The following is a 25,678-nucleotide window of genomic DNA, read 5'->3' on the forward strand; positions in this document are numbered from 1 at the left end:
GGGGCCCGGGGCGCCGGGGGCCGCCTCGATCCCGCCGAGGTGGTCGCCGCCTTCCAGGCTCGCATCGCGGCGCGCAATGACCAGCTCAACGCCGTGTTCGAGCAGCGCCAGGAGCTGGTCGATGCCGACCTGGCGCAGCTGCGCGCGCGCCTGGCGCAGGGCGAGCGCCCGCTGCTGGCGGGCGTGCCGGTGATCGTCAAGGACGTGATCTGGAGCCAGGGCCGCCGCGTCACGCAGGGTTCGCAGCTGTATCGCGACTTCATTGCGCCCGCCGACGCGATCGCGGTCGAGCGCCTGCGCCAGGCCGGCGCGATCGTGCTCGGCATGGGCAATACCTCGGAGTTCGCCTGCAAGGGCCTGACCACCAACAAGGTCTACGGGCTGACGCGCCATCCGCTCGATGCCACGCTGACCGCGGGCGGCTCGTCTGGCGGCTGCGCGGTGGCGGTGGCGGCCGGCATGGCGCCGCTGGCGCTGGGCACCGACGGCGGCGGTTCCAGCCGGCGCCCGCCCGCGCATGCCGGCGTGGTCGGCTTCAAGCCTTCCTACGGCGCGATTCCCGATTCGGTCGGCTTTCCCCATGCCTTCAACGGCATCCAGGTGATTGCGCCGATCACGCGCACGGTGGCCGATGCCGAGCTGATGTTCGAGGCGTTGGCCGGCGCCGATCCGCGCGATCCCGATACGCTGGGCTTCTCGCTTGGCGCCGCGCGCCCGCTGCATACGCTGAAGATCGCGGTCAGCCCGCGCCTGGGCCTGGACACGCCGGTCGACGACGATGTCGCGCAGGCCTTCGAGCAGGCCGTGGCCCGGCTGCAGGCCGCGGGCCTGACCATCGAGCGTGCCGACCCGGCCTGGCCAAAGGGCGCCGACGAGGCCGCGCTGATGCCGCTGCAGCATGTCGGCCTGGCCAATCTCTACGGCGAGGCCTGGCGCCGCGACCCGGAGCTGTTCGATCCCGACGTGGCGCGCCAGATCGAGCGCGGGCTGGCCTGGAGCGGCGCCGACGTGGCGCGCGCGCGCGAAGCCAGCCACCAGATCGCGCTGGCCGTGGCCGGGTTCTTTACCCGCTATGACCTGCTGCTGTGCCCGACCACCCCGTGCGTGGCGTGGCGCAACGACCGGCTCGGGCCGGAGCGGATCGGCGGCGTGGCGGTGGAGCCGCGCGCCCATGCGGTGTTCACGCCCTTCTTCAATCATGCGCTGGCGCCGGCCATTTCGGTGCCCTGCGGCCATGGCCGCGACGGGCTGCCGGCGGGCCTGCAGATCGCCGGCCCGCGCGGTGCCGACCGCAACGTGCTGGCCGCGGCCAGGCTGGCCGAAAGCGTGCTGGCGCCGCTGCTCAACCCTGCCGGATAACCGTCATGCGAATCCTTGTCCTGAATCCCAATACCAGCGAAGGCATCACCGCGCGGCTGATGGCGGCGGCCACCGAGGCCGCGGCCCCCGGCACCGAGCTGGTGCCGCTGACCGCCAGCCGCGGCGTGCCCTATATCGCCACGCGCGCCGAGGCGCAGATCGGCGGCGCCATCGCGCTGGAGATGCTGGCCGAGCACCATGGCCAGTTCGACGCGGCCATCATCGCGGCCTTCGGCGACCCCGGCCTGATGGGCGCGCGCGAACTGTTCGACCTGCCGGTGGTGGGCATGGCCGAGGCGGCGATGCTGTCGGCCTGCATGCTGGGCCGGCGCTTTGCCATCGTGACCTTTGCGCGGGCGCTGGGGCCCTGGTATGAGGAGTGCGTGGACATGCATGGCCTGCGCAGCCGGCTGGCCGGCATCCGCATGCTGGACGGCAGCTTTGCCTCGGTGTCGGACGTCCAGGAAGAGAAGGAAGCCGTGCTGGTGGAACTGGCCAACCGCGCCGTGGCGGAGGATGAAGCCGATGTGGTGATCCTGGCCGGCGCGCCGCTGGCCGGCCTGGCCGCGCGCGTGCGCGACCGCATTCCGGTGCCGGTGGTCGACCAGATGGCCGCCGCCGTCAAGCAGGCCGAGGCGCTGGTCGCGCTGCAGCCGCGCAAGGCCACCGCGGGCACGTTCTGCCGCCCGGATGCCAAGCCCACGCTGGGTTTGCCCGCGGCGCTGGCAGCGCGCATCGAGCACCGCTAAGCCACTTCGCCGCCGATGACGCCGCGGCTCAGACCGCGGCGAACACCGCTTCGAGATCGACCTTTTCCTCGGCCGGCGCCTGCAGCCGCAGCGTGCTCTCGACATGGCCGAGGTGCTCGGACATCAGCCGCGCGGCGCGCTCGCCGTCGCCGGCTTCCAGTGCATCGACGATGTCGTCGTGTTCATGGTGCGGGCAGGACGGCACGCCCGGTGCGTCATAGAGCGCGATGATCAGGCAGGTCAGCGAGCACAGCTCGCGCATGTACTTGCCCAGGTACTGGTTGCCGGTCATTTCCGCCAGCTTGCAGTGGAACTCGCCCGACAGCCGGATGATGGCGCGGCGGTCGTTGCTGTCGCGCGCCTGCGCTTCCTGGCGCGTGGTTTCGCGCAGCGCGCGCACCCCCGGCGCGCCAATGGCGCCGGCCAGGTCGCGCACCAGCGCGGGTTCCAGCAGGTGGCGTGAATGCAGCACCTGGCGCGCTTCGGCCACGCTCGGGCTGGAGACGAAGGTGCCGCGGTTGGGATGGACCGTCAGCACGCCTTCATGCGCCAGCTTGGCAAAGGCCAGCCGTACCTTGGTGCGGCTCACGCCGAACACGCCGCCCAGCTTTTCCTCGACCAGCTTGGTACCCGGCGGCAGCCGGTGCTCCCAGATCGCGGTCAGGATGCGGTCGGCGATTGCCTCGACCGACGCGCCGCGCGCGCTGTCCGTGTCGGTCTCATTGATACCGTCGGTGGCGGGCAGGTCGGCTTTGGTTTGTGGCATGGCGGTTGGCGTTGGCGGCCCGGAAAAAAAGACAGTCGGTGTCGTTATTGTATGGCGGCTTGCTATCAAGTGTATAACAGCGGCGTCGGACCGGTTGCCGTTCTTACCTCGCGCCGAGCTTGTCCAGCGCCTCGCCGGTCACGCGGCAGATGCGCCAGTCGGGCAGCACGTCCGCACCCATGGCCTGGTAGAAGTCGATCGACGGCTGGTTCCAGTCCAGCACCGACCATTCGAAGCGGCCACAGCCGCGCTCGACCGCCAGCGCCGCGAGGTGCTTGAGCAGCGCCTTGCCCAGGCCGTGGCCGCGCCAGGCCGGATCGACATAGAGGTCTTCCAGGTACAGGCCGGGCCTGGCCAGGAAGGTTGAGAAATTGTGGAAGAAGAGGGCAAAGCCGACGGCTTGCCGGCCGCCATCGGTGTCGACTTCGACCAGCACCGCTTCGGCATGCGGCGTGGCGCCGAACAGTGCATCCTGGATCTTCTGCGGCGTGGCTTCGACAATATGCGTCAGCTTTTCGTATTCGGCCAGCGCCAGGATCAGGTTGAACAGCGTCTCGCTGTCGGCGGCGGTGGCGGGGCGGAGCGTGAAGGCGGGCTTGGACATGCTGGGTCGGCTCTCCGGAAAACAGGAATTCGGAATTATCGCCTGTGCGTCACTTGCCATGCCAGCTTGCATGCAACCGGGTCAGTGCCCGAAGTCCGCCAGCTTGCGCACCTGGTCGACATACCCGGGCGCCAGGCAATCCACCACCAGCCGCTCGGGCGTGCTGCGCAGCCAGGTCAGCTGGCGCTTGCACAGCTGGCGCGTGGCGGCGATGCCGCGCTCGCGCATGGTGGCAAAGTCTGCGTCGCCGTCCAGGTACTCCCATACCTGCCGGTAGCCGACGCAGCGGATCGACGGCAAGCCCGGATGCAGGTCGCCGCGCCGGCGCAGCCGCTCGACTTCCTCGATAAAGCCGTTGGCCAGCATCGCGTCATAACGCTGAGCGATGCGCGCGTGCAGCGCCAGGCGGTCCGATGGCTCCAGCGCAATCACGCGGAAGCGCTGGTCTGCCGCGCCGGCAAAGGTGCGCCCCTCGGCCTGGCGTGCCAGCAGTGCTGACATCGGCTGGCCGGACAGGCGGTGGATCTCCAGCGCGCGCTGGATGCGCTGCGCGTCATTGGGCGCGAGCCGCGCCGCGGTGACCGGGTCGACCTCGGCCAGCATCGCATGCAGCGCCGGCCAGCCGCGCTCGGCGGCAAGCTGGTCCAGCTCCGCGCGCAGCGCGGCATCGGCCTGGGGCAGGTCATTGAGCCCCTGCGTCAGTGCCTTGTAGTAGAGCATGGTGCCGCCGACGATCAGCGGCACATGGCCGCGCGCGCGGATCTGTGCGATCAGCCGTTCGGCATCGGTGACGAACTGCGCCGCGGAGTAGCTGTCGGCCGGGTCGATGATGTCGATCAGGTGGTGCGGCGCGGCTGCAAGTTCTTCGCGCGTGGGCTTGGCGGTGCCGATATCCATCTCGCGGTACACCAGCGCCGAATCCAGGCTGATGATCTCCACCGGCGCGTCGGCCGCCAGCGCCAGCGCGGACGCGGTCTTGCCCGAGGCGGTGGGGCCGAGCAGGCAGACCACGGGCGGATGCGTGGCGGAATCGTGGGGTACGGCGGACATCGAAAGCCTTGGATGAATCGTGGGGCGAGCGGCTTATTGCCCGCGCAGGAACAGCCGGTCCAGCTCGGTCACGGTCAGTTGCACCCAGGTCGGGCGGCCGTGGTTGCACTGGTCGGCGCGCTCGGTCTGCTCCATCTGGCGCAAGAGCGCGTTCATTTCCTCGAGCGTGAGCTTGCGGTTGGCGCGCACCGCGCTGTGGCAGGCGAGGGTGGCCAGCAGTTCGTTGCGGCGCTCGGCCAGCACGCGCGAGCCGCCGTAGGCATGCAGGTCGCGCAACACATCGCGCGCCAGCGCTTCGGCATCGGCCTGCTGCAGCAGCGCCGGCACCGCTCGCACCGCGAGAGTGGTGGGCGACACCGGGGCGATATCGAAGCCCAGCAGCGTCAGTGTCTCCTGGTGTTCTTCGGCCACGCCGATCTCGACCGGGCTGCCGGGCAGCGTGACCGGGATCAGCAGCGGCTGCACCGCGAGGTCGCGCGCGTCCAGGCCGGCCTTGATCTGCTCATACAGGATGCGTTCGTGCGCGGCATGCATATCCACCAGCACCAGCCCGCGCGCGTTCTGCGCCAGCACATAGATGCCATGCAGCTGGGCGATGGCGTAGCCGAGCGGGTGGTCGTCGGGGGCGTCGGCAGGATCGGCAAAGCCGGCGCGCGCGGCCGGCGGCAGGCGGTCCAGCAGGCCGGGCGGGTCGTCGGCGCGTGCCGCCTGCGCGTCGGCCAGCCAGGCCGGCGCTTGCGCCGGGGTGCCGGGCATGGCGCCATACGGCCGCGCTGCCGGTGCGGCGGCATCGCGCACCATGCCCAGGTAGGCCTGGCGTGGCTGGGCGATGCCGAGTTCGGTCTGGCGTGCCGCGGAATAATTGATCCACTGGCCGCCGCCACCACTGCCGCCGCCAAAGCCCGGCCGTGCGCCGCCCGCCGGTGTCGCGCCGCCAGACGGCAGGGTGATCTCGCCGTCGGCATCGGTATGCAGGCTGTCGCCGTTCCCGCCGGCCTGCCGCGCCAGGCAACGCTGCACCGCGTGGTAGACGAACTGGTGCACGGCGCGCGATTCACGGAAGCGCACTTCGATCTTCGACGGGTGCACGTTGACGTCGACCATCTCCGGCGGCAGGTCCAGGCACAGCACATAGGACGGGAAGCGGTCGCCGTGCAGCACGTCCTGGTAGGCGCTGCGCACCGCGTGATTGAGCAGCTTGTCGCGCACGAAGCGGCCGTTGACAAAGAAGTACTGCTGGTCCGGCCGCCCGCGCGAGGCGGTGGGCAGCCCGGCAAAGCCATACAGGTGCAGCGTGTCGGCCTCTTCGTCCAGTGGCAGGCGGGCGCGGGCAAAGTCATTGCCCAGCACCTGCGCGGTACGGGTGGCGACGTCGCCGGCATTCCAGTGCTCCAGCGGCTTGCCGTTGTGGTGGACCGAGATGGTTACGTCGGGCCGCGCCAGCGCCGTGCGCCGTACCATCTCCAGGCAGTGCCCCAGCTCGGTTTGCTCCGATTTGAGGAACTTTCGGCGCGCTGGCGTGTTGAAGTAGAGGTGCTGCACGTCGACGGTGGTGCCGACCCCGCCCGAGGCAGGCTGCACCGTGCCGGTATCGGCGCTGACCTGGGTGGCATGGGCATCGGCCGCGGTGCGGCTGGTCAGGGCCAGCTGGGACACCGAGGCGATCGAGGCCAGGGCCTCGCCGCGGAAGCCCAGCGTCAGCACTGATTCCAGTTCGTCGAGCGACGCAATCTTGCTGGTGGCGTGGCGCATCAGCGCGACCGGCAACTCTGCCGCAGGGATGCCGCAGCCGTTGTCCGTGATGACGATGCGCCGCACGCCGCCTTCTTCCAGCCGGATGCCGAGCTGCGTGGCGCCGGCGTCGAGCGCGTTTTCCAGCAACTCCTTGACCACCGAGGCCGGTCGTTCCACCACTTCGCCGGCGGCGATCTGGCTGATGAGCTGGTCCGGCAGCGGCCGGATCGGGCGCGGCTGCTGGGTGGTGCGCAGGGCGGTGCTGGAGGCGGAGGCAGGCATCCGGCGATTATACGTGGACGCCCGCACGGAGTCGGACGCGCAAAGGCGCCGCAGGTGACGGATTGGCGCGGCGGCTCTTGTATGATTCAGGCCAAGGCGGCCCAGGCCGCATCGGACAGAACGCAGTCAACCAAACCATCAACGGGGAACGACTTGGATCTCGCTTTGCAGCTCATCGACATGCTGGTGCATGTCGACAAATACCTCGGCACGGTCATCGACCAGTACGGCCACTGGGTCTATGCCATCCTGTTCCTGATCGTCTTTGCCGAAACCGGTCTGGTGGTCCTGCCGTTCCTGCCGGGCGACTCGCTGCTGTTTATCGCGGGCGCCTTCTGCGCAACCGGCGCCATGAACGAGTGGGCACTGATCGGCCTGCTGCTGGTGGCGGCGATTTCCGGCAATACCGTCAACTACCTGGTGGGCAGCTGGATCGGGCCCAAGGTGTTCGACCATCAGTGGCGCTTCCTGGACCAGGATGCGCTGCGCCGCACCCATGACTTCTATGAGCGGCACGGCGGCAAGACGCTGGTGATGGCGCGCTTCGTGCCGATCGTGCGCACCTTCGCCCCGTTCGTGGCGGGCGTGTCGCAGATGACCTTTGCGCGCTTCCAGATGTTCAACGTGGTCGGCGCCGTGGCCTGGGTGGTCGGCCTGGTCTTTGCCGGCTACTTCTTCGGCAACCTGCCGTTCATCCGCCAGTACCTGAACCTGATCGTGCTGGCCGGCATTGGCGCGGCCGTGGTGCCGCTGGTTCTGGGCGGGCTGTGGAAGCTGGTGCGCGGCAACCGCCGCCGGCCCACGCGCGTGGAGCGCTGAGCAAGTGAGGGGCCGCGCAGCCTTCGCGCCCTTTTTTCACTATGAAGCGGGTTCTTAGTTGAGGCTGCGGCTCATCATCCGCAGCGCCGGCATGCGCTCGCGGATCTGGCCGATATCGGCCGCATCGGGCCGGGCGAGCACATAGGCTTCCAGGTCGGCCAGCGCGGGGCGGAAGCACTCCAGGTTGGCGTACGCCAGCCCCCGGTCGCGCACTTCCTCGATCGAACCCGGCAGCAGGATCACCAGCCGGTTCTGCACCGCCAGCAGCCTCTGCCAGCGCGACTCCTGCAGGTAGATCGCCTTCAGGTTGCGCAGCATGCGTGCGACGATCTCGCGGTGGCTGGCCGCGCGCAGGAACAGGCCCAGCGGCACCTGGCTGGCATCGCTGATGCCTTCGCGCTCCAGGTACGGGTCCAGCATTTCCTGCAGCCGTTCCTTCGACAGGGTCTCACCGGTGAGCGGGTCCAGGATCACCTCGCCGGCAGGAATCGTCATGCGCAGCAGGAAATGGTTGGGGAACGACACGCCCTTGAGCGGCAGGCCGATCTGCTGGCCCAGCTCCATGAACAGCACCGCAAGCGAGATCGGGATGCCGCGCCGCTGGCGCAGCACCACGTTCAGGTAGGAGTTGTCGGGGTCGTAGTAGTCGTTCGCGTTCGGGCCGAAACCCAGGTCGCGATAGAAGAAATGGTTCAGCAGGCGCAGCCGCTGGATCGCGGGGGTGCCTTCGGCGATCCGGCGCTTCAGGCGCAGCGCCAGCACGTCCAGCGCCGCAAGCTCGGACTGCAGGTCCAGGTCGGGGTAGGCGTCCTGCGCGATGGACAGCGCGGTTTCGGTCAGCGGGATGCCGTTTTCGTCAGCCACGAGGCTGGCGAAATAATCCAGGACTTTGGTGGATGTCATGTCGGTTTCCCGGTGCAGCCGCCGGCACCGCGCGCAGCGTGGGTCACCATTGCCGGCTCGTTAGGTGGCCCATGCGTTGGCAGATTCGCTGGCCCATCAGCCGGCGCGGCGCCTGAAGGCAGAGTAGCGCAGTCCCATGAGCCACAGTGTACCGAAGTAGACCACCGCTGCAAGTACCAGGCACGAAGCCAGCAGCGCGATGCGCAGCAGCGGCGTCGCGCCCAGCCCGATCCAGTCGAAGTTGCGCGCGAACCAGAGCAGCATGCCGGACAGCAGCAGCACCGAGGCGCACAGCTGCGCCAGGAACAGCCACCAGCCCGGCGCCGGCCGGTACAGGCCGCGCCGGCGCAGGCCGAAGAACAGCAGCAGCGCGTTGATGGTGGCGCCGGCGCTGATCGACAGCGCCAGCCCGGCATGGCCGATCCACGGCACGAACGCATAGTTGCAGGCCTGCGTGATCACCAGCACCAGCAGTGCGATCTTCACCGGCGTGCGGATATCCTGGCGCGCATAGAAGCCGGGCGCCAGGATCTTGATCGAAATCAGCCCCATCAGGCCGACGCCGTACGAGACCAGCGCCTGGCGCGTCATCTCGACCGCGTGGGCGTCGAACTTGCCATAGTTGAACAGCACGGCGGTCAGCGGCGCGCCGAACACGAACAGCCCCACCGCGCAGGGCACCGCCAGCAGGAAGGTCAGGCGCAGGCCCCAGTCGAGCAGGCTCGAGTACTCGGCATGGTCGCCCGAGGCGTTGGCCTTGGACAGGCTCGGCAGCAGGATGGTCCCCAGCGCCACGCCCAGCAGCGCGGTCGGGAATTCCATCAGCCGGTCGGCATAGGTCAGGTAAGAGACGCTGCCCGCGGCCAGCCGCGAGGCGATATTGGTATTGATGATCTGGCTGATCTGCGCCACCGACACGGCCAGCAGCGCCGGCCCCATCTGCCGCAGGATGCGGCGCACGCCGGGATCGGACCACGCCGCGCGCAGGTTGAAGCTCAGCCGCGGCATCACGCCCAGGCGCCGCAGCGCCGGCACCTGGATCGCCAGCTGCAGCACGCCGCCGACCAGCACGCCCCACGCCTGCGCGTAGATCGGCTGGTCCATGTGCGGGCCGACGAACAGGGCCGCGATGATCAGGCACAGGTTGAGCAGCACCGGCGTGAAGGCCGGCACCGCGAACTTGCGCCAGGTATTGAGGATGCCGGACGCCAGCGCCACCAGCGAGATCAGGCCGATATACGGGAACATCACCCGCGTCATGAACACGGCCGCGGTATAGGTCTCGCTTTGCCCGCGGAAGCCGGTGGCGACCGCGGTCATCACCAGCGGTGCCCCGATCACGCCAAGCAGGGACACGCCCATCAGCACCCAGGTCATGACCGTGGCGACGGCGTCGATCAGTGTCTTGGTCGGCTCGTCGCCGCGCTTGGTGTGGTATTCGCCCAGGATCGGCACGAAGGCCTGCGAGAACGCGCCTTCGCCGAAAATGCGGCGCAGCAGGTTGGGAATGCGGAAGGCCACATTGAACGCGTCGGTCATCTCCGACGCGCCGAAGGCGCGGGCGATCAGGATCTCGCGCACGAGGCCGGTGATGCGCGAGAGCATCGTCAGGCTGCTGATGGTGGCGAGCGCTTTGAGCAGGTTCAAGGTGCGGGTCGGTGCGGGACGGTGGATCGGTGCGGGCGCACCGCATGCCGGGGACGCCACTGAGACGCGGTCCGGGCGATAAAGTTGCCGGCGCGCCACGTGCCCCGGCACAATGTGGCGCTTATTATACGGACCGGCCCGGCGCCCGCCCGGGCCTGAGCTGGCAAAGTGTCCGCCGTGTTGCTTTGTGCGCCGGCATCTGTGTATAATTGCCGATTCACAAGGACAGTTGCGTTCCGGATTCGTGTGTCAGTGCATCCCGGGTCGCTCGATATGACTTAATTGTTGTGTCCCCCGCGGCACGCATCTGAATTCAGGATATTTTTACATGGCAAATTCCGCACAAGCTCGCAAGCGCGCCCGCCAGGCCGTTGCCCAGAACGCTCACAACTCCAGCCTGCGTTCGCGTCTGCGCACCGCCGTCAAGGCCGTCCGCAAGGCCATCGACGCTGGCGACAAGGCCGCTGCCGCCGAGATCTTCAAGAACTCGCAAGCCGTGATCGACAGCATTGCCGACAAGAAGATCGTGCACAAGAACAAGGCTGCACGTCACAAGTCGCGCCTGTCGGCCGCCATCAAGTCGATGGCTGCCTGATCGCTGCCCGGGCCGCCCCGGCGGTCCAGCAGAGGAGGGTGCCCAGGCATCCGCCAACAAAAAAGCTCGTCATCCGACGAGCTTTTTTGCTTTCCGGCGCCAGGCCGGCACGCTTATTCCAGCGAACAGGCTTCAACCAGCTGCAGGTTGTTGTCGCGCGCAAAGTTAAGCACGAAATCCAGCGCCTTGGGTTCAATGTCGCGCAGCCGCACGTCCACCACCACGCATTTGACATTGCCGGCGAAGATCGGCCGCACGTAGGGGGAGTAGGTCAGGCGCGGGTCGCCGCTGTCGCCCTCGGGGCGGAACTGCGCCATCACGCCGCACAGCCGTTCGGCCCAGTCGCTCGGACGGAAGGTCTTGCCTTCCTTGGTAATGCCTTGGATAAAGAATTCGCGAACGTTGGGGTTCATGAGGCTGGACACTGCGGGTGAGGCGGACGACTCGACGGTAAACCCGCTGGACGGGCGCCCGTTTGGCGCGGCCGGGGCGCGTTTGGTTCGCGCTGGTTCCAGCCGGAAGGCGGGGCGTCGGTGTCTTGCGGGGGCACTTTTGATGCCGGCGGCGGGCAGCGGCATGGGTATGCCGGGCCCCGCGTGAATCAGCGGGTATTATATCTTATATAAGAGTTGCGCATAAGGGCGAAATCCTGTCGGGAACCTGTCAGCGGGCCCGGGCAAGTGCAGGGCGCAAGTCCGTGCCGGGTTGTCCCGGACTCGCCAAAGCAGAAATAATCCCTTATGATTCTTGCAGTTAAATTGCGTATGCGACGCGAAAGGCGGCTCCGCGGCGCGCTTGAGTCATGAACACTTCGTGACGGCGCGTCCCCACCGAGCCGCCTTCTTTGTTTTATGAGCTCAACCCCGATCAAGCATTACCTCCAGTTCAGCGACTTCACTCCCGACGAGTATGAGTACCTGCTGGATCGCGCGCGGATCCTGAAGGCCAAGTTCAAGAACTACGAGACCTGGCACCCGCTGCACGACCGCACGCTGGCCATGATCTTCGAGAAGAATTCCACGCGTACGCGCCTGTCGTTCGAAGCCGGCATCCACCAGCTGGGCGGCCACGCGGTGTTCCTGAACACGCGCGACTCGCAGCTGGGCCGCGGCGAGCCGATCGAGGATGCGGCGCAGGTGATCTCGCGCATGGTCGACATCATCATGATCCGTACCTTCGGCCAGGACATCATCGAGCGCTTTGCCGCGCATTCGCGCGTGCCGGTGATCAACGGCCTGACCAACGAATACCACCCGTGCCAGGTGCTGGCCGACGTCTTCACCTACATCGAGCAGCGCGGCAGTATCCGCGGCAAGACCGTGGCGTGGATCGGCGATGCCAACAACATGGCCTACACCTGGATCCAGGCCGCCGAGCGGCTCGGCTTCACCTTCCATTTCTCGGCGCCGCCGGGCTACCAGCTTGATCCGGCGATGGTGCCGGCGTCGGCAGCCGGCCTGGTCAAGGTCTTCGACGATCCGCTAACGGCCTGCCAGGGCGCCAGCCTGGTCACCACCGATGTCTGGACCAGCATGGGCTTCGAGGCCGAGAACGACGCCCGCAAGCGCGCCTTCAAGGACTGGATGGTCACGACCCCGATGATGGACCGCGCCGCGCCCGACGCGCTCTTCATGCACTGCCTGCCGGCGCACCGCGGCGAGGAAGTCGAGGCCGCCGTGATCGACGGTCCCAAGAGCGTGGTCTGGGAAGAGGCCGAGAACCGCCTGCACGTGCAGAAGGCGCTGATGGAATACCTGCTCTGCGGCCGCTACTGAACCAGCGCGGCGCGGGGTGAACAGGGAGGGGCCGCGATGGCCCCTCTTTTTACGTCTTTCGTACAGAAACCCAAGGAGATGGAAGTGAGCCAGTTCGACAACGTGTCGGTCGTCAAGAAAGCCAACCTGTACTTTGACGGCAAGTGCGTCAGCCACACCGTGCTGTTCCCGGACGGCACCCGCAAGACGCTGGGCGTGATCTTCCCGGCCGCGCTGACCTTCAACACCGGCGCGCCCGAGATCATGGAAATCAACGCCGGCACCTGCCGCGTGCGCCTGGCCGGTTCGGAAGACTGGCAGACCTATGGCGCGGGCCAGCAGTTCAGCGTGCCGGGCAACAGCAGCTTCGATATCGAGGTGCAGGAAACGCTGGACTACGTCTGCCACTTCGCGTGACCGGCGCGGCGGGCCGGTCCTGGCCCACCTGCTTTACAGCACTACCGGCTCCGGTTCGATGCGCACGCCAAAGCGCGCCTGCACCGCATCGGCGATGCGGTTGGCCAGTGCCAGCAGCATCGCGCCGGTGCCGCCGCCGTGGTGCACCAGCACCAGCGCCTGCTTGCCGTAGACGCCCACCGGGCCATCGGTCATGCCCTTGAAGCCGCAGCGGTCGATCAGCCAGCCGGCTGCCAGCTTGTACGAGCCGTCCGGCTGCGCATAACTGACCAGGTCCGGGTTGGCCTGCAGCAGCGCGTCGCGCTGCGCCGCGCTGACCAGCGGATTCTTGAAGAAGCTGCCCGCATTGCCCAGCTGTGCCGGGTCGGGCAGCTTGCGCGAACGGATCGCGACCACGGCGTCGCGAATCGTGGCCGCATCGGGCGCAGCCCGGCCATCGAGTTCGCGCGCCAGCTCTCCGTACGACAGCACCGGTTGCCACGCCTTGGGCAGGCTCAGCGTCACCGCCGTGATGATGTAGCGGCCGGCGCCGGCGTGCTTGAACAGGCTGTCGCGGTAGCCGAAGCCGCAGGCCCGCAGGTCCAGCCACACGAATGCGCCGGTGTGGCGGTCATAGGCGCGCACGCCTTCGAAGCGCTCGCGCAGCTCCACCCCGTAGGCGCCGATATTCTGGATCGGCGCCGCGCCCGCGGTGCCGGGGATCAGCGCCAGGTTTTCCAGGCCGGGCATGCCGTCGGCGATGGTGCGGTTGACCAGCGCGTTCCAGTTCTCGCCGGCGCCGGCGGTGACCAGCCAGGCATCGCCAGTCTCCTCCGGCTGGTAGCCGGGGATTTCCATCAGCAGCACCAGCGCGTCCAGGTCGCCGGTCAGTACCACATTGCTGCCGCCGCCCAGGACCACCAGGGGCAGGCCGTCGGCACGCGGGTCGGCCAGGGCCGCGGTCAGGTCGGCTTCGCTGCGCACATGCACCGCAAAGCGCGCGCGCGCGTCGAATCCGAATGTATTGTGGCGACGCAGGGGATAGAATTCGTGGAAATCTGCCATGCAAGGGAAAGGTGACGCGGCCGCCGCTGGAGGGCAAGCGACCCGGAACTGCGAGGTAGGCTGGATTATACGGAAGGCGCCGTGCGCGGCCGGCTTCCGGGCATACGGATCACAAGGAGAATGCAATGCCGTCGTTTGATGTAGTGTGCGAAGCGAACATGGTTGAGGTGAAGAACGCCGTCGAGCAGGCCAACAAGGAAATCTCGACGCGCTTCGATTTCAAGGGCTCGGACGCCCGGGTCGAGCACAAGGAAAATGAACTGACTGCCTTTGCCGACGATGATTTCAAGCTGAGCCAGGTCAAGGATGTGCTGATCAACAAGATGGCCAAGCGCAACGTTGACGTGCGCTTCCTGGACTACGGCAAGATCGACAAGATCAGCGGTGACAAGGTCAAGCAGGTGATCTCGATCAAGAAGGGCGTGACCGGCGACCTGTCCAAGAAGATCGTGCGCATCATCAAGGACAGCAAGATCAAGGTGCAGGCCAGCATCCAGGGCGATGCGGTGCGCGTGTCGGGCGCCAAGCGCGACGACCTGCAAAGCGTGATGGCGATGCTGCGCAAGGACGTGTCCGAGGCGCCGCTGGACTTCAACAACTTCCGCGACTGATTCCTGCCTCCCGCGCCGGCGCTCCTGCCGGCGCCGCCTGGCGCTGCCGCACTCAGCGATGCTGCGGCAGTCCGCCGATTTTCGCGCCGGCCTTGATGCCTTTCTGCGCGAACCATCCCCTGTTCATTTCCAGCGCATAGCGGATCGCCGCCTTCGGGCAATGATTGCCCTCCGTGCGCGGCGCCATGTCCTCGATATTGACGATGGTGCCGTCATCGGCCAGGAAGGCGATCGACAGCGGCAGCTCGGTGTTGCGCATCCAGAAGCAGTGGCCCGCCTTCTGCTCGAACACGAACAGCATGCCGGCGTTGGGGGCCATGGTCGTGCGGTACATCAGCCCCTGCTCGCGTGCCGCCGGCGTGGCGGCAACCTCGGCCTGGATTGCAAACATGCCTGCGGTGAGCGGCACCACCGGCAGCGCGGCCTGCGCGTGCGCGATCCCGGCGCTCAGCGCGAGCAGGCCGGCAATCGAGGAGCATCGTGACAACAGCGTGTTGGACAGGAAGGACATGGTGTTCAGTCTGAAATGGCGCGGGCAGCGGCAGCCGCAAGCATAGCGCACGCGCAGTGTACCGATGTGCGGCGGGCCGTACGTCGCGCATCACGAGCTGTCGCGGCAACAAAAAAGGCAGGCGCCTGGCGGCAGCCTGCCTTCTCTTTCCTGCCTCGCGAGCGCACGGGGCAGGAAGGGCGCCAGCGATTACTGGGCAGCCGGGGCCGAAGCGGCGGGGGCAGCCTTCTTCTTGCTGTGCTTCTTGCTGGTGGTCTTCTTCTTGGTCGTGGTCTTCGGGGCTTCCTTGGTGGCCGCGGGCGCTGCAGCGTCGGCGGCAGCAGGTGCCGAAGCCTGGGCGAAGGCGCCGGTGGCGAACAGGCCAACAACCAGAGCAGCGATCAGTTTTTTCATGACGTATTACCTCGAAGGATGAGAACAGTCGGAAAGTTTGACGCGTGATAGGACGTGTCCCCGACAAGAACGAGGCCGCTGCCGCCAGCGTTGACCCGCGACTTGTTAGTTTTTGTAACGAGAACGCCGCTTGGTGTCGTTCGCCTGTCTGGTCTTCGAGACATGGGATCGAGGTGCCGGCTCCTGGCGCATGCGCGGTGCTGCCGGTGCCAGTCCCAGTTGCGCCGGCAACACCTCGCAGCAGGCCCCGGGCGCGAGGCCGAGCGCGCGCAGGTCGAGCGGGCCGATCCCGACGCGCACCAGCCGCAATGTGGGAAAGCCGACCGCGGCGGTCATGCGGCGCACCTGCCGGTTCTTGCCCTCGCGGATCTTCAGCTCCAGCCACGCGGTCGGGATCGCCGCGCGAAAGCGCACCGGCGGCTGGCGCGGCCACAGCCAGTCGGGCGCGTCGATGGCGCGTACCCTGGCGGGCTGGGTCACGAAGTCGCCGAGGTCTACCCCGGCGCGCAGCCGGGCCAGCGCGGCGGCATCGGGAATGCCTTCGACCTGGGCCAGGTAAGTCTTCTCCAGCTTGTGGCGCGGGTCGGCGATGCGCGCCTGCAGCGCGCCGTCGTCGGTCAGCAGCAGCAGGCCCTCGCTGTCGGCATCGAGCCGCCCGGCCGGGTAGACGCCGGGCACGCTCACGCACGCGGCCAGCGTCGGGCGCGTCGGGTGTTCCGAGAACTGGCTCATGGTGCCAAACGGCTTGTTCAGGGCAATCAGGGTCATGGGGCGCAAGTATGCCGCAGCGGCGCGCCGGGCCGGGAAATCGGCGGATCTGGGGTCCGGCCCGATTGGCGGATGATGAAAAATTGCTGCATAATACGAAATTAGTCTTGTGTCTTATATAAGACTGAAGGCAGCCCAGGATGGCGCCAGGGTGATGCAATGCAGCACGGGCGCGCAGCAAGGCCCGCTACAATGCCACAGCGCCATCTCCCCGAATCTCGCCGACCGGCCATGAACCGGCGGCAGTCACAACCGTTCCGTACTGGAGACGTCATGTACCAACATATCAAGGTTCCGGCCGGCGAAAAGATCACGGTCAACCAGGACTTTTCGCTGAATGTCCCGGACAATCCGATCATTCCTTACATCGAAGGCGACGGTACGGGCCTCGATATCACCCCGGTGATGATCAAGGTGGTCGACGCGGCTGTGGCCAAGGCCTATGGCGGCAAGCGCAAGATCGCCTGGATGGAGATCTACGCCGGCGAGAAGTCAACCAAGGTCTACGGCCCGGACGTGTGGCTGCCGGACGAAACCCTGGAGGTGCTCAAGGATTACGTGGTCTCGATCAAGGGTCCGCTGACCACGCCGGTGGGCGGCGGCATCCGCTCGCTGAACGTGGCACTGCGCCAGCAGCTGGACCTGTACGTCTGCCTGCGCCCGGTGCGCTACTTCAAGGGCGTGCCCTCGCCGGTGCGTGAGCCGGAAAAGACCGACATGGTGATCTTCCGCGAGAACTCGGAAGACATCTACGCCGGCATCGAATGGGCGGCGGAAAGCGAGCAGGCGAAGAAGCTCATCAAGTTCCTGCAGGACGAGATGGGCGTGAAGAAGATCCGCTTCCCGGCGACCTCGGGCATCGGCATCAAGCCGGTCTCGCGCGAGGGCACCGAGCGTCTGGTGCGCAAGGCGATCCAGTACGCCATCGACAACGACAAGCCGTCGGTGACGCTGGTGCACAAGGGCAACATCATGAAGTTCACCGAAGGTGGCTTCCGTGACTGGGGCTACGAGCTGGCGCAAAAGGAATTCGGCGCCGAGCTGGTCGACGGCGGCCCGTGGTGCAAGTTCAAGAACCCGAAGACCGGCAAGGACATCGTGATCAAGGACGCCATTGCCGACGCCTTCCTGCAGCAGATCCTGCTGCGTCCGGCCGAATACTCGGTGATCGCCACGCTGAACCTGAACGGCGACTATGTCTCCGACGCGCTGGCCGCACAGGTCGGCGGCATCGGCATCGCCCCGGGCGCCAATATGTCTGACTCGGTTGCCATGTTCGAGGCCACCCATGGCACCGCGCCGAAGTACGCCGGCAAGGACTACGTCAACCCGGGCTCGGAAATCCTGTCGGCCGAAATGATGCTGCGTCACATGGGCTGGACCGAAGCCGCGGACCTGATCATCTCGTCGATGGAGCAGTCGATCCTGTCCAAGAAGGTGACGTATGACTTCGCCCGCCTGCTGGAAGGCGCGACGCAGGTGTCGTGCTCGGGCTTTGGCCAGGTGATGATCGACAATATGTAAGCACGGACTCCCGCTGCGGCGGGCGACCTGCCAAGGAAAACCCCGGTGCCGTCTGGTCGGCGCCGGGGTTTTTTCTTGCCCCGGGCGCCACTGTTGCCTAGAACGTCAGGGGTTGGACTGACGGGCCTGGCGGCCCGAGGAGACAGGCATGGACGATCCCTTCCGCCGCACCGCGTTCGGTGCGGCCCTCTTCTACAAGGACCCGCTGGCGGCCCTGGACTGGCTGGAGCGCGCCTTCGGCTTTGAGCGGGTCATGGTGATCCGCGACCAGCAGGACCAGCTGGTGCATTCTGAAATGCGTTTCGGCGACAGCTACCTGATGGTGGGCAGCGAGTGGGCGGACTTTACCGCCAGCCCGGCCTCGATCGGGGGCAAGAATACCCAGACCCTGCACGTGCACCTGCGGGAAGGGCTGGACCAGCATTGCGAGCGCGCCCGCGCCGCCGGCGCCGTGATCCTGCGCGAGCCGCAGGACGAGTTCTACGGCGACCGGACCTACACGGCCCGGGACGCGGAGGGCCATGTCTGGACCTTCGGCCAGACTGTGCGCAAGGTCACCAGGGAAGAAGCCGAGCAGGCCAGCGGGCTCAAGATCGACGGCTGGGCCTGATGGCCCGACCCCGGGGCCCAAGCAGAAAGCCCGGCGCGAGGCCGGGCTTTCGGTCGGATGTGGTGCGTGCAGCTGATCCGCGCCGGCACCCGCCGCACCGCCGTGGCGGCAACGCGGGGCGCTGGCATCGATCCCGTCCCGGGGGAGCTCCCCCCACACCCTGGTTGACCGCTCCGCGGCTCTGCGGCCGGGATGCGGTCGCGGCGCGCTTTAGCTGGCGTCCTGGATATTGGTGGCTTGCTTGCCCTTGGGGCCCTGGACCACCTCGAACGAGACGCGTTGACCTTCCTTCAGCGTCTTGAAGCCGGACATCTGGATAGCCGAAAAGTGCGCAAACAGTTCTTCTTCGCCCTCGTCCGGCTTGATGAACCCGAAGCCCTTGGCGTCATTGAACCATTTGACGATACCGCTTGCCATATACTCCCCCACGAAATAGCAGATTTCAAAGCGGGGAAGCCTTGCCGGCCAGACGGCACGGACTGCGGCGCCATGACCTGCCGCGTCCTGAGGCGCGGCCGGCGATGACGCGCGGCGAGGTGCAATCGCGTGGCGGACAGTCTCGATGCTGACTCGCCGCCGCGGCGGCCGTGGCCTCCCTGCTCACGGATCACCTGTCTCGGCTGTTGCTTTGGCTCGTTGGCCGTCGGCAGGTGTGCGAACGATTCTTCTGGCAAAGCAGGATACTGTCAAGTTGGCGGATTCCCCACTGCCAGCAGGGTGTGGCGGGAATGGGACGGCACCTGGTGGTACCTTGGCGGCATGCGCCAGGGCTGCCGTGCTTGCTGTCCCGCCCGCGCCGGCCACGTGCCTTGCAATGCCTCCCGCGTGAAATCCCGCGTCCTTCCACCACCGGAAACAGGTGGCCCGGCTCTTGAATCCGGCGCCTTTTCCCCAAATTGCAGAGTTGCGAGTAAGGGTTAGAATAAAGCCATGGCTACACGGCTTGCGAATGTCCCACAACGCGAAGCGGGCACCATCCTGGAGCGGAAAGAGCAGGCGCTTAAACCGCCCGCCATGTTCAAGGTGGTGCTGCTTAATGACGACTACACTCCGATGGAGTTTGTAGTGATGATCCTGCAGCAGTATTTCAGCAGGGACCGGGAAACGGCGACGCAGATCATGCTCACCGTGCACCGGGAAGGAAAGGGCGTCTGCGGTATCTACACCAGGGATATTGCAGCGACCAAGGTCGAGCTGGTGTCAACGCACGCGCGGCAGGCGGGGCATCCCCTGCAGTGCGTGATGGAGGAAGCATGATTGCGCAAGAATTGGAAGTGAGCCTGCATATGGCGTTTGTCGAAGCCAGGCAGGCACGCCACGAGTTCATTACCGTGGAGCACCTGCTGCTGGCATTGCTCGACAATCCCACGGCAGCGGAAGTCTTGCGCGCCTGCGCGGCCAATATAGAAGACCTGCGCACCAGCCTTAAGAACTTCATCGCGGATAACACGCCGGTAGTGCCGGGTACCGACGAGGTCGATACCCAGCCCACGCTCGGTTTCCAGCGCGTGATCCAGCGCGCGATCATGCACGTCCAGTCCACTTCCAACGGCAAGAAGGAAGTGACGGGTGCCAACGTGCTGGTCGCGATTTTCGGCGAGAAGGATTCGCACGCGGTCTATTACCTGCAGCAGCAGGGCGTGACGCGGCTGGACGTGGTCAATTTCATCAGCCACGGCATCCGCAAGGACCAGTCCGAGCCCGCCAAGCATGGCGATGCCGCCGGCGAAGGCGAGGGCGGCGACGGCAAGGAAAGCCCGCTCGAGCAATACACCCAGAACCTGAACACGCTGGCCAAGGCCGGCAAGATCGACCCGCTGATCGGCCGCGAGAGCGAAGTCGAGCGCGTGGTCCAGGTGCTGTGCCGCCGGCGCAAGAACAACCCGCTGCTGGTGGGCGAGGCCGGCGTCGGCAAGACCGCGATCGCCGAGGGCCTGGCGTGGCGCATCACCAAGAACGAGGTGCCGGACATCCTCGAAAAGGCGACCGTCTACTCGCTCGACATGGGCGCGCTGCTGGCCGGCACCAAGTACCGCGGCGACTTCGAGCAGCGCCTGAAGGGCGTGCTCAAGTCGCTCAAGGACAATCCGAACGCGATCCTGTTCATCGATGAGATCCACACGCTGATCGGCGCGGGCGCTGCCTCGGGCGGGACGCTGGACGCCAGCAACCTGCTCAAGCCGGCGCTGTCGTCGGGCCAGCTCAAGTGCATCGGCGCGACCACCTTCACGGAATATCGCGGCATCTTCGAGAAGGACGCGGCGCTGTCGCGGCGCTTCCAGAAGATCGACGTGGTCGAGCCTTCGGTCGACCAGACCGTGCAGATCCTGCGCGGCCTGAAGTCGCGCTTCGAGGAGCACCACGGCGTCAAGTACGCGGCCTCGGCGCTGACCGCGGCAGCGGAGCTGTCGGCCCGCTTCATCACCGACCGTCACCTGCCCGACAAGGCGATCGACGTGATCGACGAAGCCGGCGCGGCGCAGCGCATCCTGCCGAAGTCCAAGCAGAAGAAGACCATCGGCAAGGGCGAGATCGAGGACATCGTCTCGCGCATCGCACGCATCCCGCCGCAGAGCGTGAACCAGGACGACCGCAGCAAGCTGCAGACGCTGGACCGCGACCTGAAGTCGGTGGTGTTCGGCCAGGACCCGGCGATCGAGGCACTGGCCTCGGCGATCAAGATGTCGCGCGCCGGCCTGGGCAAGACCGACAAGCCGATCGGCTCGTTCCTGTTCTCCGGCCCCACCGGCGTGGGCAAGACCGAAGTCGCCAAGCAGCTCGCCTTCATCATGGGCATCGAGCTGCTGCGCTTCGACATGTCCGAGTACATGGAACGCCACGCGGTGAGCCGCCTGATCGGCGCGCCGCCGGGATACGTCGGCTTCGACCAGGGTGGCCTGCTGACCGAGGCCGTCACCAAGAAGCCGCACTGCGTGCTGCTGCTGGACGAAATCGAGAAGGCGCATCCGGATATCTTCAATATCCTGCTGCAGGTGATGGACCATGGTTCGCTGACCGACAACAACGGCCGGCGCGCCGACTTCCGCAACGTGATCATCATCATGACCACCAACGCGGGAGCGGAGACCATGAACCGCGCCACCATCGGCTTCACCAGCTCGCGCGAGCAGGGCGACGAGATGGCTGACATCAAGCGCATGTTCACGCCGGAGTTCCGCAACCGGCTGGATGCCATGATCAGCTTCCGCTCGCTGGACGAGGAAATCATCCTGCGCGTGGTCGACAAGTTCCTGATGCAGCTGGAAGAGCAGCTGCACGAGAAGAAGGTGGAAGCCAGCTTTACCGAGAAGCTGCGCAAGTTCCTAGCGCACAAGGGGTTCGATCCGCTGATGGGCGCGCGCCCGATGCAGCGCCTGATCCAGGACATGATCCGCAAGGCCCTGGCCGACGAACTGCTGTTCGGCAGGCTGGTTTCGGGCGGCAAGGTGGTGGTGGACCTGGACGAGCAGGACCAGATCAAGCTCGATTTCTCCGAGATCGAGCCGGAACCGCCCGAGGCGCCCGAGGAACAGCGCGCAGAAGCCTGAGCGGTTATCGGCCGCGTTGCCAGCAACGTGGCCGGTCATCGGGCAAAATACGGGGGCGGCAGTCATGCCGCCCCTTTTCTTTTTGTCCCGGCGGCCGCCGGCCATGCCCGTCGGGGCACGGGTTTGCGGCCGCAGCTGGCCGCGCAACCGGCCAGGAATCCAGCCTGAAAACCCTGATGTCCTCTGCCGAACGCACGCGGCGCCGCCGCCTGCTGCTCAAGATCCTGCCGCTGGGTGCCATGCCCGTCCCGATGCTCCACGTCGCTGCAGCCGCCGGCGCCGAACCGCTGGCGGGCAACCGCCCGATCGCGCTGGTGCTGCCGTTCCCGCCTGGCGGGAGCGTCGACATCGTGGCCCGGCAGCTGCAGCCTGGGCTGAAGGCGACGCTGGGGCAGGCCGCGGTGGTCGACAACAAGCCGGGTGCCGGCGGCTTGATCGCATCGAGCACCGTGGCGCGCGCGAAGCCGGACGGCACCACCCTGTTGATGGCCTTCGACACCCACGCCATCAACCCTTTCGCCTACAAGCAGCTGCCCTACGACACCTTCCGCGATTTCTCGCCAATCTCGCAGCTGGTGCGCTTTCCGCTGGTGATTGCCGCCAATCCCGCGCTGCCCGTGGCCAATGTGCGCGAGCTGGTGGAGCTGGCCAAGGCCAGGCCCGACGGCGTGCGCTATGCCTCGTCCGGCATCGGCAGCCTGAACCAGCTGGCGGCAGAGGCGCTGGCGACCGAAGCCGGCGTACGCATGCTGCATGTGCCCTACAAGGGCGGCGGCCCGGCCGTGCAGGCGGTGCTGTCCAACGAGGTCGATATTTTCTTCAGCAGCTACGCCGCCGTGCAGGCGCACGTGGCCGCACGCACCATCAAGGTGCTGGGCGTGACCGGCACCAGCCGGCTGCGCCAGCTGCCGCAGGTGCCGACGGTGGCAGAGCAGGGGCTCAAGGGCTTCGAGGCCTACTCCTGGATCGGCGTGTTCGGCCCGGCCGGCCTGCCGGCATCCACGGTCACGCGCATCCACGACGCGCTGGTCGAATCGCTGCGCCAGCCGCGCGTGCTCGATGCGCTGGCCGCGCAGGGCTTCGAGATCGTGGGCGGCAGCCCGGCCGACCTCGGCAACCTGGTGCGCCGCGAGCATGACAAATGGCAGGCCGTGGCGCGCAAGGCCAATATCCAGTTCGAATGACGATGTCCGGCGCGGGTGCGCCGTGAAACCGAGAGGATGCCGATGGCAACGCAAGCGGAAATGTTCGACCACGCGGTGGTGGTGTGCCCAGACCTCGATGCCGGGGCCCGGGCATGGCGCCGGCTCGGCTTTACGCTGACGCCGCGCGGCTACCACACGCTCGGCTCGCAGAACCACTGCATCATGCTGCGGCGGGACTACCTTGAGTTGCTGCACGTGACCGCGCCCAGCCCAAGCCGCCAGTACTACTGGGATGCGCAGGCGCACGGCGGCGGCTGCGCGGCGATGTCGTGCAAGAGCGCCGATGCCTTTGCCACCGCGGCACGGCTGCGTGCGGCGGGCTGGCACACCTCGGACCCGATCGAGTTCTCGCGTCCGGTGCGGCTGGATGACGGCAGCGAGCACCCGGCCACCTTCCGCGTGACCGCGCTTGACGATGCGCCGGGCGCGCGCTACTTCGTCTGCGAGCACCGTACGCCCGAACTGCTGTGGCGGCCCGAATGGACCCGCCATGCCAACGGCGCGCACAGCATCGCCACCATGTTCCTGGTGGTGGCGCCCGCGCTGGTGGACGCCGCCGCGCACGCCTACGCGGAGCTGACCGGCGGCGAGCTGACGCAGCTGAGCGAACATGTCTGCAGCCTGGCGCTGGACGATGCCACGCTGGTGGTCAGCACGCCGCAGGCGCTGGCTTCGGCCACCGGCACCGCGCATGTCCGGCGCGAGGGGCCGGGCTACGCTGCAATCCGCCTGCGCACCGATGACCTGGCGGCGGCACGTGCCGGCTGGCGCGAACAGGGTGTGCCGACCCACGACCTGGGCCCGCGCGAGACCCTGGTGCTGGCGGATGCCGCCAGCGGCGTGGCGCTGCTGTTCGAGCAGCAGGGCTGAAAAGCAAACTGGCGCCCCGCGGGGCGCCAGTGTCTTGTGCGGCCAGAGGCTGCGTCAGGCGCTGGCCTTGGCGTGGTGCACGCCGGTCGAGCCAAAGCCGCCCGCGCCGCGTTCGCTGTCTTCGCTGAATTCTGCCACCGTCGAAAACACCGGCCGCAGCACCGGCACGAACATCATCTGCGCGATGCGCTCGCCCGGCTGGATTACGATCGGCTCGGTGCCGGGCGCGTTGCGGTTCCACACGCTGACCATGATCTGGCCCTGGTAGTCGGCATCGATCACGCCGATCGAATTGCCCAGCACCAGGCCCTTCTTGTGGCCCAGGCCCGAGCGCGGCACGATGGTCGCGGCCATGTACGGGTTGCCCATGTGCACGGCGATGCCGGCCGGCACCAGTTGCGCGGGCGTGCCCGGCGCGATCGATACCGGGGCGTCGACGCAGGCATGGAGGTCGATGGCGGCGGCCATTTCGCTCTGGTAGGCGGGCAGGCCCCATTCATTCAGGCGCGCATCGAGCACCTTGATTTCGACGGTTGGGTTCAGTGGCTGGGTCATGGGAATCCTGGGGGAAATCGGTTCAACGGAATAGGTGGCAGCCGCGCATGATACCGGACGCGCGCCCGCCATCAGGGCCGTGTGCGCCCGGGCAGGCGCTGGCCGATCGCCGCCACCAGCTGGCGCGCCAGTGACAGCTTGTCGGCGCGCGGCAGCCGCGTCATGCCGGCGGCGTCGAACAGCACGATTTCGTTGTCGTCCAGGCCGAAGGTATGGTGGCCGATATTGCCGACCAGCAGCGGTACGCCCTTGCGCTGGCGCTTCTGCTCGCCGTACCGCTCCAGGTTCTCGCTCTCGGCGGCAAAGCCGACGCAGTAGGGTGCGTCGGCTCGCGCCGCGACCGTGGCCAGGATGTCGGGGTTCTGCACGAACTGCAGCGTGGGGGTGTCGGTATCGTTGGCCTTCTTCAGCTTCTGCTGCGCGACTTCAGCCGGGCGCCAGTCTGCCACCGCGGCCACGGCGACAAAGACATCCACGCCGTGCAGCTGCGCGATCACCGCGTCATGCATCTGCTGCGCGCTGCGCACGTCGGTGCGGAGCACGCCGCGCGGGGTGGGCAGGCCGGTGGGGCCGGCCACCAGCAGCACCTCGGCGCCGGCCTCGCGCGCCGCGCGCGCGATCGAGAAGCCCATCTTGCCGGACGACAGGTTGGTGATGCCGCGCACCGGGTCGATCGCCTCGAAGGTCGGGCCGGCGGTGATCAGCACGCGCTTGCCTTGCAGCGGCTTGGGCTGGAAGAAGGCGATGATGTCGTCGAGCAGTTCTTCGGGCTCCAGCATGCGGCCGTCGCCGACCTCGCCGCAGGCCTGGTCGCCGCTGCCGGGGCCCAGGATCATCACGCCGTCGGCGCGCAGTTGCGCGGCGTTGCGCTGGGTGGCGGGGGCGGCCCACATCTGGCGGTTCATCGCCGGTGCCACCAGCAGCGGGCAGTCGCGCGCGATGCACAGGGTGCTGAGCAGGTCGTCGCACAGCCCGTTGGCCAGGCGCGCCATGAAATCGGTCGAGGCCGGAGCGATGACGATGGCATCGGCCTCGCGCGACAGGTCGATGTGCGCCATGTTGTTGTCGATGCGGGCATCCCACTGCGACAGGAAGACCGGACGGCCGGACAGCGCCTGCATCGTCACCGGCGTGATGAAGTGCGTCGCCGCCTCGGTCATGGCCACCTGCACGGTGGCGCCGGCCTTGGTCAGCAGGCGGACCAGTTCGGCCGACTTGTAGCAGGCGATGCCGCCGGTCAGGCCGAGAACGATGTGCTTGCCGCGCAAATCCATGGTGGGGAACCTGGCTGGGGAGAAAGGGAAATGATACCGGGGAAGCCGGCTGAGGGTTGGCTCCCCACTCCCGCACGGCGGGAGTG

The 25,678-nt window shown here is 67.3% G+C and carries 27 protein-coding genes; 13 read left to right on the forward strand and 14 right to left on the reverse strand.

Annotated features, from left to right (window positions below):
• A partial coding sequence (locus tag AC3WQZ_RS30240; protein ID WP_492301814.1) for an amidase occupies positions 1 to 1,359 on the forward strand: 1,359 nt, incomplete at its 5' end.
• Positions 1,360 to 1,364: 5 nt separating this feature from the next.
• Complete coding sequence (locus AC3WQZ_RS30245) at positions 1,365 to 2,108, forward strand: aspartate/glutamate racemase family protein (RefSeq protein WP_492301816.1); 744 nt, start codon at positions 1,365 to 1,367, stop codon at positions 2,106 to 2,108.
• Between the two features lie 28 nt (positions 2,109 to 2,136).
• Here the strand turns inward: AC3WQZ_RS30245 and AC3WQZ_RS30250 are convergent, their stop codons facing one another.
• The 4 genes from AC3WQZ_RS30250 to mutL all read right to left on the reverse strand — a co-directional run bounded on the left by AC3WQZ_RS30250 (position 2,137) and on the right by mutL (position 6,544).
• Positions 2,137 to 2,874 carry a GntR family transcriptional regulator gene (locus tag AC3WQZ_RS30250; protein WP_439668233.1) on the reverse strand — a complete coding sequence of 246 codons (738 nt, stop codon included), beginning with the start codon at positions 2,872 to 2,874 and terminating at the stop codon, positions 2,137 to 2,139.
• A 103-nt stretch (positions 2,875 to 2,977) separates the two neighbouring features.
• Positions 2,978 to 3,478 (reverse strand): GNAT family N-acetyltransferase, encoded by a 501-nt coding sequence (locus AC3WQZ_RS30255; RefSeq protein WP_058697798.1) that lies wholly within the window; start codon positions 3,476 to 3,478, stop codon positions 2,978 to 2,980.
• A gap of 81 nt (positions 3,479 to 3,559) precedes the next feature.
• The gene (miaA, locus tag AC3WQZ_RS30260) at positions 3,560 to 4,528 is read right to left on the reverse strand and encodes a tRNA (adenosine(37)-N6)-dimethylallyltransferase MiaA (RefSeq protein WP_492298102.1); all 969 of its coding nucleotides are present in this window, start codon (positions 4,526 to 4,528) and stop codon (positions 3,560 to 3,562) included.
• A gap of 33 nt (positions 4,529 to 4,561) precedes the next feature.
• The gene (gene mutL, locus AC3WQZ_RS30265; protein WP_010815014.1) at positions 4,562 to 6,544 is read right to left on the reverse strand and encodes a DNA mismatch repair endonuclease MutL; all 1,983 of its coding nucleotides are present in this window, start codon (positions 6,542 to 6,544) and stop codon (positions 4,562 to 4,564) included.
• Between the two features lie 165 nt (positions 6,545 to 6,709).
• Between mutL and AC3WQZ_RS30270 the strand changes: the two genes are divergently transcribed.
• Complete coding sequence (locus AC3WQZ_RS30270) at positions 6,710 to 7,363, forward strand: VTT domain-containing protein (RefSeq protein WP_035821236.1); 654 nt, start codon at positions 6,710 to 6,712, stop codon at positions 7,361 to 7,363.
• A gap of 54 nt (positions 7,364 to 7,417) precedes the next feature.
• Here the strand turns inward: AC3WQZ_RS30270 and AC3WQZ_RS30275 are convergent, their stop codons facing one another.
• A complete protein-coding gene (locus AC3WQZ_RS30275; RefSeq protein ID WP_010815012.1) occupies positions 7,418 to 8,266 on the reverse strand; it encodes a SirB1 family protein in 849 nt (282 codons plus the stop codon).
• Positions 8,267 to 8,362: 96 nt separating this feature from the next.
• A complete protein-coding gene (gene murJ / locus AC3WQZ_RS30280) occupies positions 8,363 to 9,913 on the reverse strand; it encodes a murein biosynthesis integral membrane protein MurJ (RefSeq protein ID WP_010815011.1) in 1,551 nt (516 codons plus the stop codon).
• 328 nt (positions 9,914 to 10,241) lie between these two features.
• On the opposite strand from murJ, the gene rpsT reads away from it, so the two are divergent.
• Positions 10,242 to 10,508 (forward strand): 30S ribosomal protein S20, encoded by a 267-nt coding sequence (gene rpsT / locus AC3WQZ_RS30285; protein WP_010815010.1) that lies wholly within the window; start codon positions 10,242 to 10,244, stop codon positions 10,506 to 10,508.
• Positions 10,509 to 10,621: 113 nt separating this feature from the next.
• Here the strand turns inward: rpsT and AC3WQZ_RS30290 are convergent, their stop codons facing one another.
• Positions 10,622 to 10,921: a DUF3579 domain-containing protein gene (locus AC3WQZ_RS30290; RefSeq protein WP_010815009.1), complete on the reverse strand. Its 300-nt coding sequence runs from the start codon at positions 10,919 to 10,921 to the stop codon at positions 10,622 to 10,624.
• Positions 10,922 to 11,359: 438 nt separating this feature from the next.
• Here AC3WQZ_RS30290 and argF point away from each other — a divergent pair, with 438 nt between their 5' ends.
• The gene (gene argF / locus AC3WQZ_RS30295; protein WP_010815008.1) at positions 11,360 to 12,283 is read left to right on the forward strand and encodes an ornithine carbamoyltransferase; all 924 of its coding nucleotides are present in this window, start codon (positions 11,360 to 11,362) and stop codon (positions 12,281 to 12,283) included.
• 84 nt (positions 12,284 to 12,367) lie between these two features.
• On the forward strand, positions 12,368 to 12,679 hold the full coding sequence (gene ppnP / locus AC3WQZ_RS30300) for a pyrimidine/purine nucleoside phosphorylase (protein ID WP_010815007.1): 312 nt from the start codon (positions 12,368 to 12,370) through the stop codon (positions 12,677 to 12,679).
• Between the two features lie 33 nt (positions 12,680 to 12,712).
• On the opposite strand, the gene murB is transcribed toward ppnP, so the two are convergent.
• Complete coding sequence (gene murB / locus AC3WQZ_RS30305) at positions 12,713 to 13,723, reverse strand: UDP-N-acetylmuramate dehydrogenase (RefSeq protein ID WP_010815006.1); 1,011 nt, start codon at positions 13,721 to 13,723, stop codon at positions 12,713 to 12,715.
• Positions 13,724 to 13,848: 125 nt separating this feature from the next.
• On the opposite strand from murB, the gene AC3WQZ_RS30310 reads away from it, so the two are divergent.
• Positions 13,849 to 14,334: a YajQ family cyclic di-GMP-binding protein gene (locus AC3WQZ_RS30310; RefSeq protein ID WP_010815005.1), complete on the forward strand. Its 486-nt coding sequence runs from the start codon at positions 13,849 to 13,851 to the stop codon at positions 14,332 to 14,334.
• A gap of 52 nt (positions 14,335 to 14,386) precedes the next feature.
• Here AC3WQZ_RS30310 and AC3WQZ_RS30315 read toward each other — a convergent pair whose 3' ends face one another.
• The 3 genes from AC3WQZ_RS30315 to AC3WQZ_RS30325 form a co-directional block, all read right to left on the reverse strand.
• Positions 14,387 to 14,845 (reverse strand): DUF192 domain-containing protein, encoded by a 459-nt coding sequence (locus AC3WQZ_RS30315; protein WP_492301819.1) that lies wholly within the window; start codon positions 14,843 to 14,845, stop codon positions 14,387 to 14,389.
• 189 nt (positions 14,846 to 15,034) lie between these two features.
• A complete protein-coding gene (locus AC3WQZ_RS30320) occupies positions 15,035 to 15,238 on the reverse strand; it encodes a hypothetical protein (RefSeq protein ID WP_010815003.1) in 204 nt (67 codons plus the stop codon).
• Positions 15,239 to 15,343: 105 nt separating this feature from the next.
• On the reverse strand, positions 15,344 to 16,006 hold the full coding sequence (locus AC3WQZ_RS30325; RefSeq protein WP_010815002.1) for a pseudouridine synthase: 663 nt from the start codon (positions 16,004 to 16,006) through the stop codon (positions 15,344 to 15,346).
• A 273-nt stretch (positions 16,007 to 16,279) separates the two neighbouring features.
• Here AC3WQZ_RS30325 and icd point away from each other — a divergent pair, with 273 nt between their 5' ends.
• Complete coding sequence (gene icd / locus AC3WQZ_RS30330; RefSeq protein WP_010815001.1) at positions 16,280 to 17,530, forward strand: NADP-dependent isocitrate dehydrogenase; 1,251 nt, start codon at positions 16,280 to 16,282, stop codon at positions 17,528 to 17,530.
• A 148-nt stretch (positions 17,531 to 17,678) separates the two neighbouring features.
• Positions 17,679 to 18,140, forward strand: a complete 462-nt coding sequence (locus AC3WQZ_RS30335) for a VOC family protein (RefSeq protein ID WP_011615969.1) — start codon at positions 17,679 to 17,681, stop codon at positions 18,138 to 18,140.
• A 210-nt stretch (positions 18,141 to 18,350) separates the two neighbouring features.
• Here AC3WQZ_RS30335 and AC3WQZ_RS30340 read toward each other — a convergent pair whose 3' ends face one another.
• Positions 18,351 to 18,557 (reverse strand): cold-shock protein, encoded by a 207-nt coding sequence (locus AC3WQZ_RS30340; RefSeq protein WP_010814999.1) that lies wholly within the window; start codon positions 18,555 to 18,557, stop codon positions 18,351 to 18,353.
• Between the two features lie 513 nt (positions 18,558 to 19,070).
• Here AC3WQZ_RS30340 and clpS point away from each other — a divergent pair.
• The 4 genes from clpS (at position 19,071) to AC3WQZ_RS30360 (ending at position 23,763) form a co-directional block, all read left to right on the forward strand.
• A complete protein-coding gene (clpS, locus tag AC3WQZ_RS30345; RefSeq protein ID WP_010814998.1) occupies positions 19,071 to 19,397 on the forward strand; it encodes an ATP-dependent Clp protease adapter ClpS in 327 nt (108 codons plus the stop codon).
• Complete coding sequence (gene clpA / locus AC3WQZ_RS30350; RefSeq protein WP_010814997.1) at positions 19,394 to 21,688, forward strand: ATP-dependent Clp protease ATP-binding subunit ClpA; 2,295 nt, start codon at positions 19,394 to 19,396, stop codon at positions 21,686 to 21,688. Before clpS ends, clpA begins: the two co-directional genes overlap by 4 nt.
• A 176-nt stretch (positions 21,689 to 21,864) precedes the next feature.
• The gene (locus AC3WQZ_RS30355) at positions 21,865 to 22,872 is read left to right on the forward strand and encodes a tripartite tricarboxylate transporter substrate binding protein (protein WP_010814996.1); all 1,008 of its coding nucleotides are present in this window, start codon (positions 21,865 to 21,867) and stop codon (positions 22,870 to 22,872) included.
• A gap of 42 nt (positions 22,873 to 22,914) precedes the next feature.
• On the forward strand, positions 22,915 to 23,763 hold the full coding sequence (locus AC3WQZ_RS30360; RefSeq protein WP_037023630.1) for a VOC family protein: 849 nt from the start codon (positions 22,915 to 22,917) through the stop codon (positions 23,761 to 23,763).
• A gap of 54 nt (positions 23,764 to 23,817) precedes the next feature.
• Here the strand turns inward: AC3WQZ_RS30360 and dut are convergent, their stop codons facing one another.
• Positions 23,818 to 24,318 (reverse strand): dUTP diphosphatase, encoded by a 501-nt coding sequence (gene dut, locus AC3WQZ_RS30365; protein WP_011615967.1) that lies wholly within the window; start codon positions 24,316 to 24,318, stop codon positions 23,818 to 23,820.
• 71 nt (positions 24,319 to 24,389) lie between these two features.
• Complete coding sequence (gene coaBC / locus AC3WQZ_RS30370) at positions 24,390 to 25,592, reverse strand: bifunctional phosphopantothenoylcysteine decarboxylase/phosphopantothenate--cysteine ligase CoaBC (protein WP_010814993.1); 1,203 nt, start codon at positions 25,590 to 25,592, stop codon at positions 24,390 to 24,392.
• Positions 25,593 to 25,678 lie beyond the last annotated feature (86 nt).

The organism is Cupriavidus sp. FW305-26 (genome assembly GCF_058787975.1).

What these genes read in the sequence shown, in the direction of transcription:
- AC3WQZ_RS30335 (WP_011615969.1), top strand. Translation starts at nt 17,679, where the DNA reads ATGGACGATCCCTTCCGCCGCACCGCGTTCGGTGCGGCCCTCTTCTAC.
- mutL (WP_010815014.1), bottom strand. Translation starts at nt 6,544, where the DNA reads ATGCCTGCCTCCGCCTCCAGCACCGCCCTGCGCACCACCCAGCAGCCG.
- AC3WQZ_RS30355 (WP_010814996.1), top strand. Translation starts at nt 21,865, where the DNA reads ATGTCCTCTGCCGAACGCACGCGGCGCCGCCGCCTGCTGCTCAAGATC.
- argF (WP_010815008.1), top strand. Translation starts at nt 11,360, where the DNA reads ATGAGCTCAACCCCGATCAAGCATTACCTCCAGTTCAGCGACTTCACT.
- AC3WQZ_RS30245 (WP_492301816.1), top strand. Translation starts at nt 1,365, where the DNA reads ATGCGAATCCTTGTCCTGAATCCCAATACCAGCGAAGGCATCACCGCG.
- coaBC (WP_010814993.1), bottom strand. Translation starts at nt 25,592, where the DNA reads ATGGATTTGCGCGGCAAGCACATCGTTCTCGGCCTGACCGGCGGCATC.
- murB (WP_010815006.1), bottom strand. Translation starts at nt 13,723, where the DNA reads ATGGCAGATTTCCACGAATTCTATCCCCTGCGTCGCCACAATACATTC.
- AC3WQZ_RS30320 (WP_010815003.1), bottom strand. Translation starts at nt 15,238, where the DNA reads ATGAAAAAACTGATCGCTGCTCTGGTTGTTGGCCTGTTCGCCACCGGC.
- AC3WQZ_RS30310 (WP_010815005.1), top strand. Translation starts at nt 13,849, where the DNA reads ATGCCGTCGTTTGATGTAGTGTGCGAAGCGAACATGGTTGAGGTGAAG.
- miaA (WP_492298102.1), bottom strand. Translation starts at nt 4,528, where the DNA reads ATGTCCGCCGTACCCCACGATTCCGCCACGCATCCGCCCGTGGTCTGC.
- clpS (WP_010814998.1), top strand. Translation starts at nt 19,071, where the DNA reads ATGGCTACACGGCTTGCGAATGTCCCACAACGCGAAGCGGGCACCATC.
- AC3WQZ_RS30290 (WP_010815009.1), bottom strand. Translation starts at nt 10,921, where the DNA reads ATGAACCCCAACGTTCGCGAATTCTTTATCCAAGGCATTACCAAGGAA.
- AC3WQZ_RS30255 (WP_058697798.1), bottom strand. Translation starts at nt 3,478, where the DNA reads ATGTCCAAGCCCGCCTTCACGCTCCGCCCCGCCACCGCCGCCGACAGC.
- rpsT (WP_010815010.1), top strand. Translation starts at nt 10,242, where the DNA reads ATGGCAAATTCCGCACAAGCTCGCAAGCGCGCCCGCCAGGCCGTTGCC.
- dut (WP_011615967.1), bottom strand. Translation starts at nt 24,318, where the DNA reads ATGACCCAGCCACTGAACCCAACCGTCGAAATCAAGGTGCTCGATGCG.
- icd (WP_010815001.1), top strand. Translation starts at nt 16,280, where the DNA reads ATGTACCAACATATCAAGGTTCCGGCCGGCGAAAAGATCACGGTCAAC.
- AC3WQZ_RS30325 (WP_010815002.1), bottom strand. Translation starts at nt 16,006, where the DNA reads ATGACCCTGATTGCCCTGAACAAGCCGTTTGGCACCATGAGCCAGTTC.
- AC3WQZ_RS30250 (WP_439668233.1), bottom strand. Translation starts at nt 2,874, where the DNA reads ATGCCACAAACCAAAGCCGACCTGCCCGCCACCGACGGTATCAATGAG.
- clpA (WP_010814997.1), top strand. Translation starts at nt 19,394, where the DNA reads ATGATTGCGCAAGAATTGGAAGTGAGCCTGCATATGGCGTTTGTCGAA.
- AC3WQZ_RS30340 (WP_010814999.1), bottom strand. Translation starts at nt 18,557, where the DNA reads ATGGCAAGCGGTATCGTCAAATGGTTCAATGACGCCAAGGGCTTCGGG.
- AC3WQZ_RS30360 (WP_037023630.1), top strand. Translation starts at nt 22,915, where the DNA reads ATGGCAACGCAAGCGGAAATGTTCGACCACGCGGTGGTGGTGTGCCCA.
- AC3WQZ_RS30275 (WP_010815012.1), bottom strand. Translation starts at nt 8,266, where the DNA reads ATGACATCCACCAAAGTCCTGGATTATTTCGCCAGCCTCGTGGCTGAC.
- AC3WQZ_RS30315 (WP_492301819.1), bottom strand. Translation starts at nt 14,845, where the DNA reads ATGTCCTTCCTGTCCAACACGCTGTTGTCACGATGCTCCTCGATTGCC.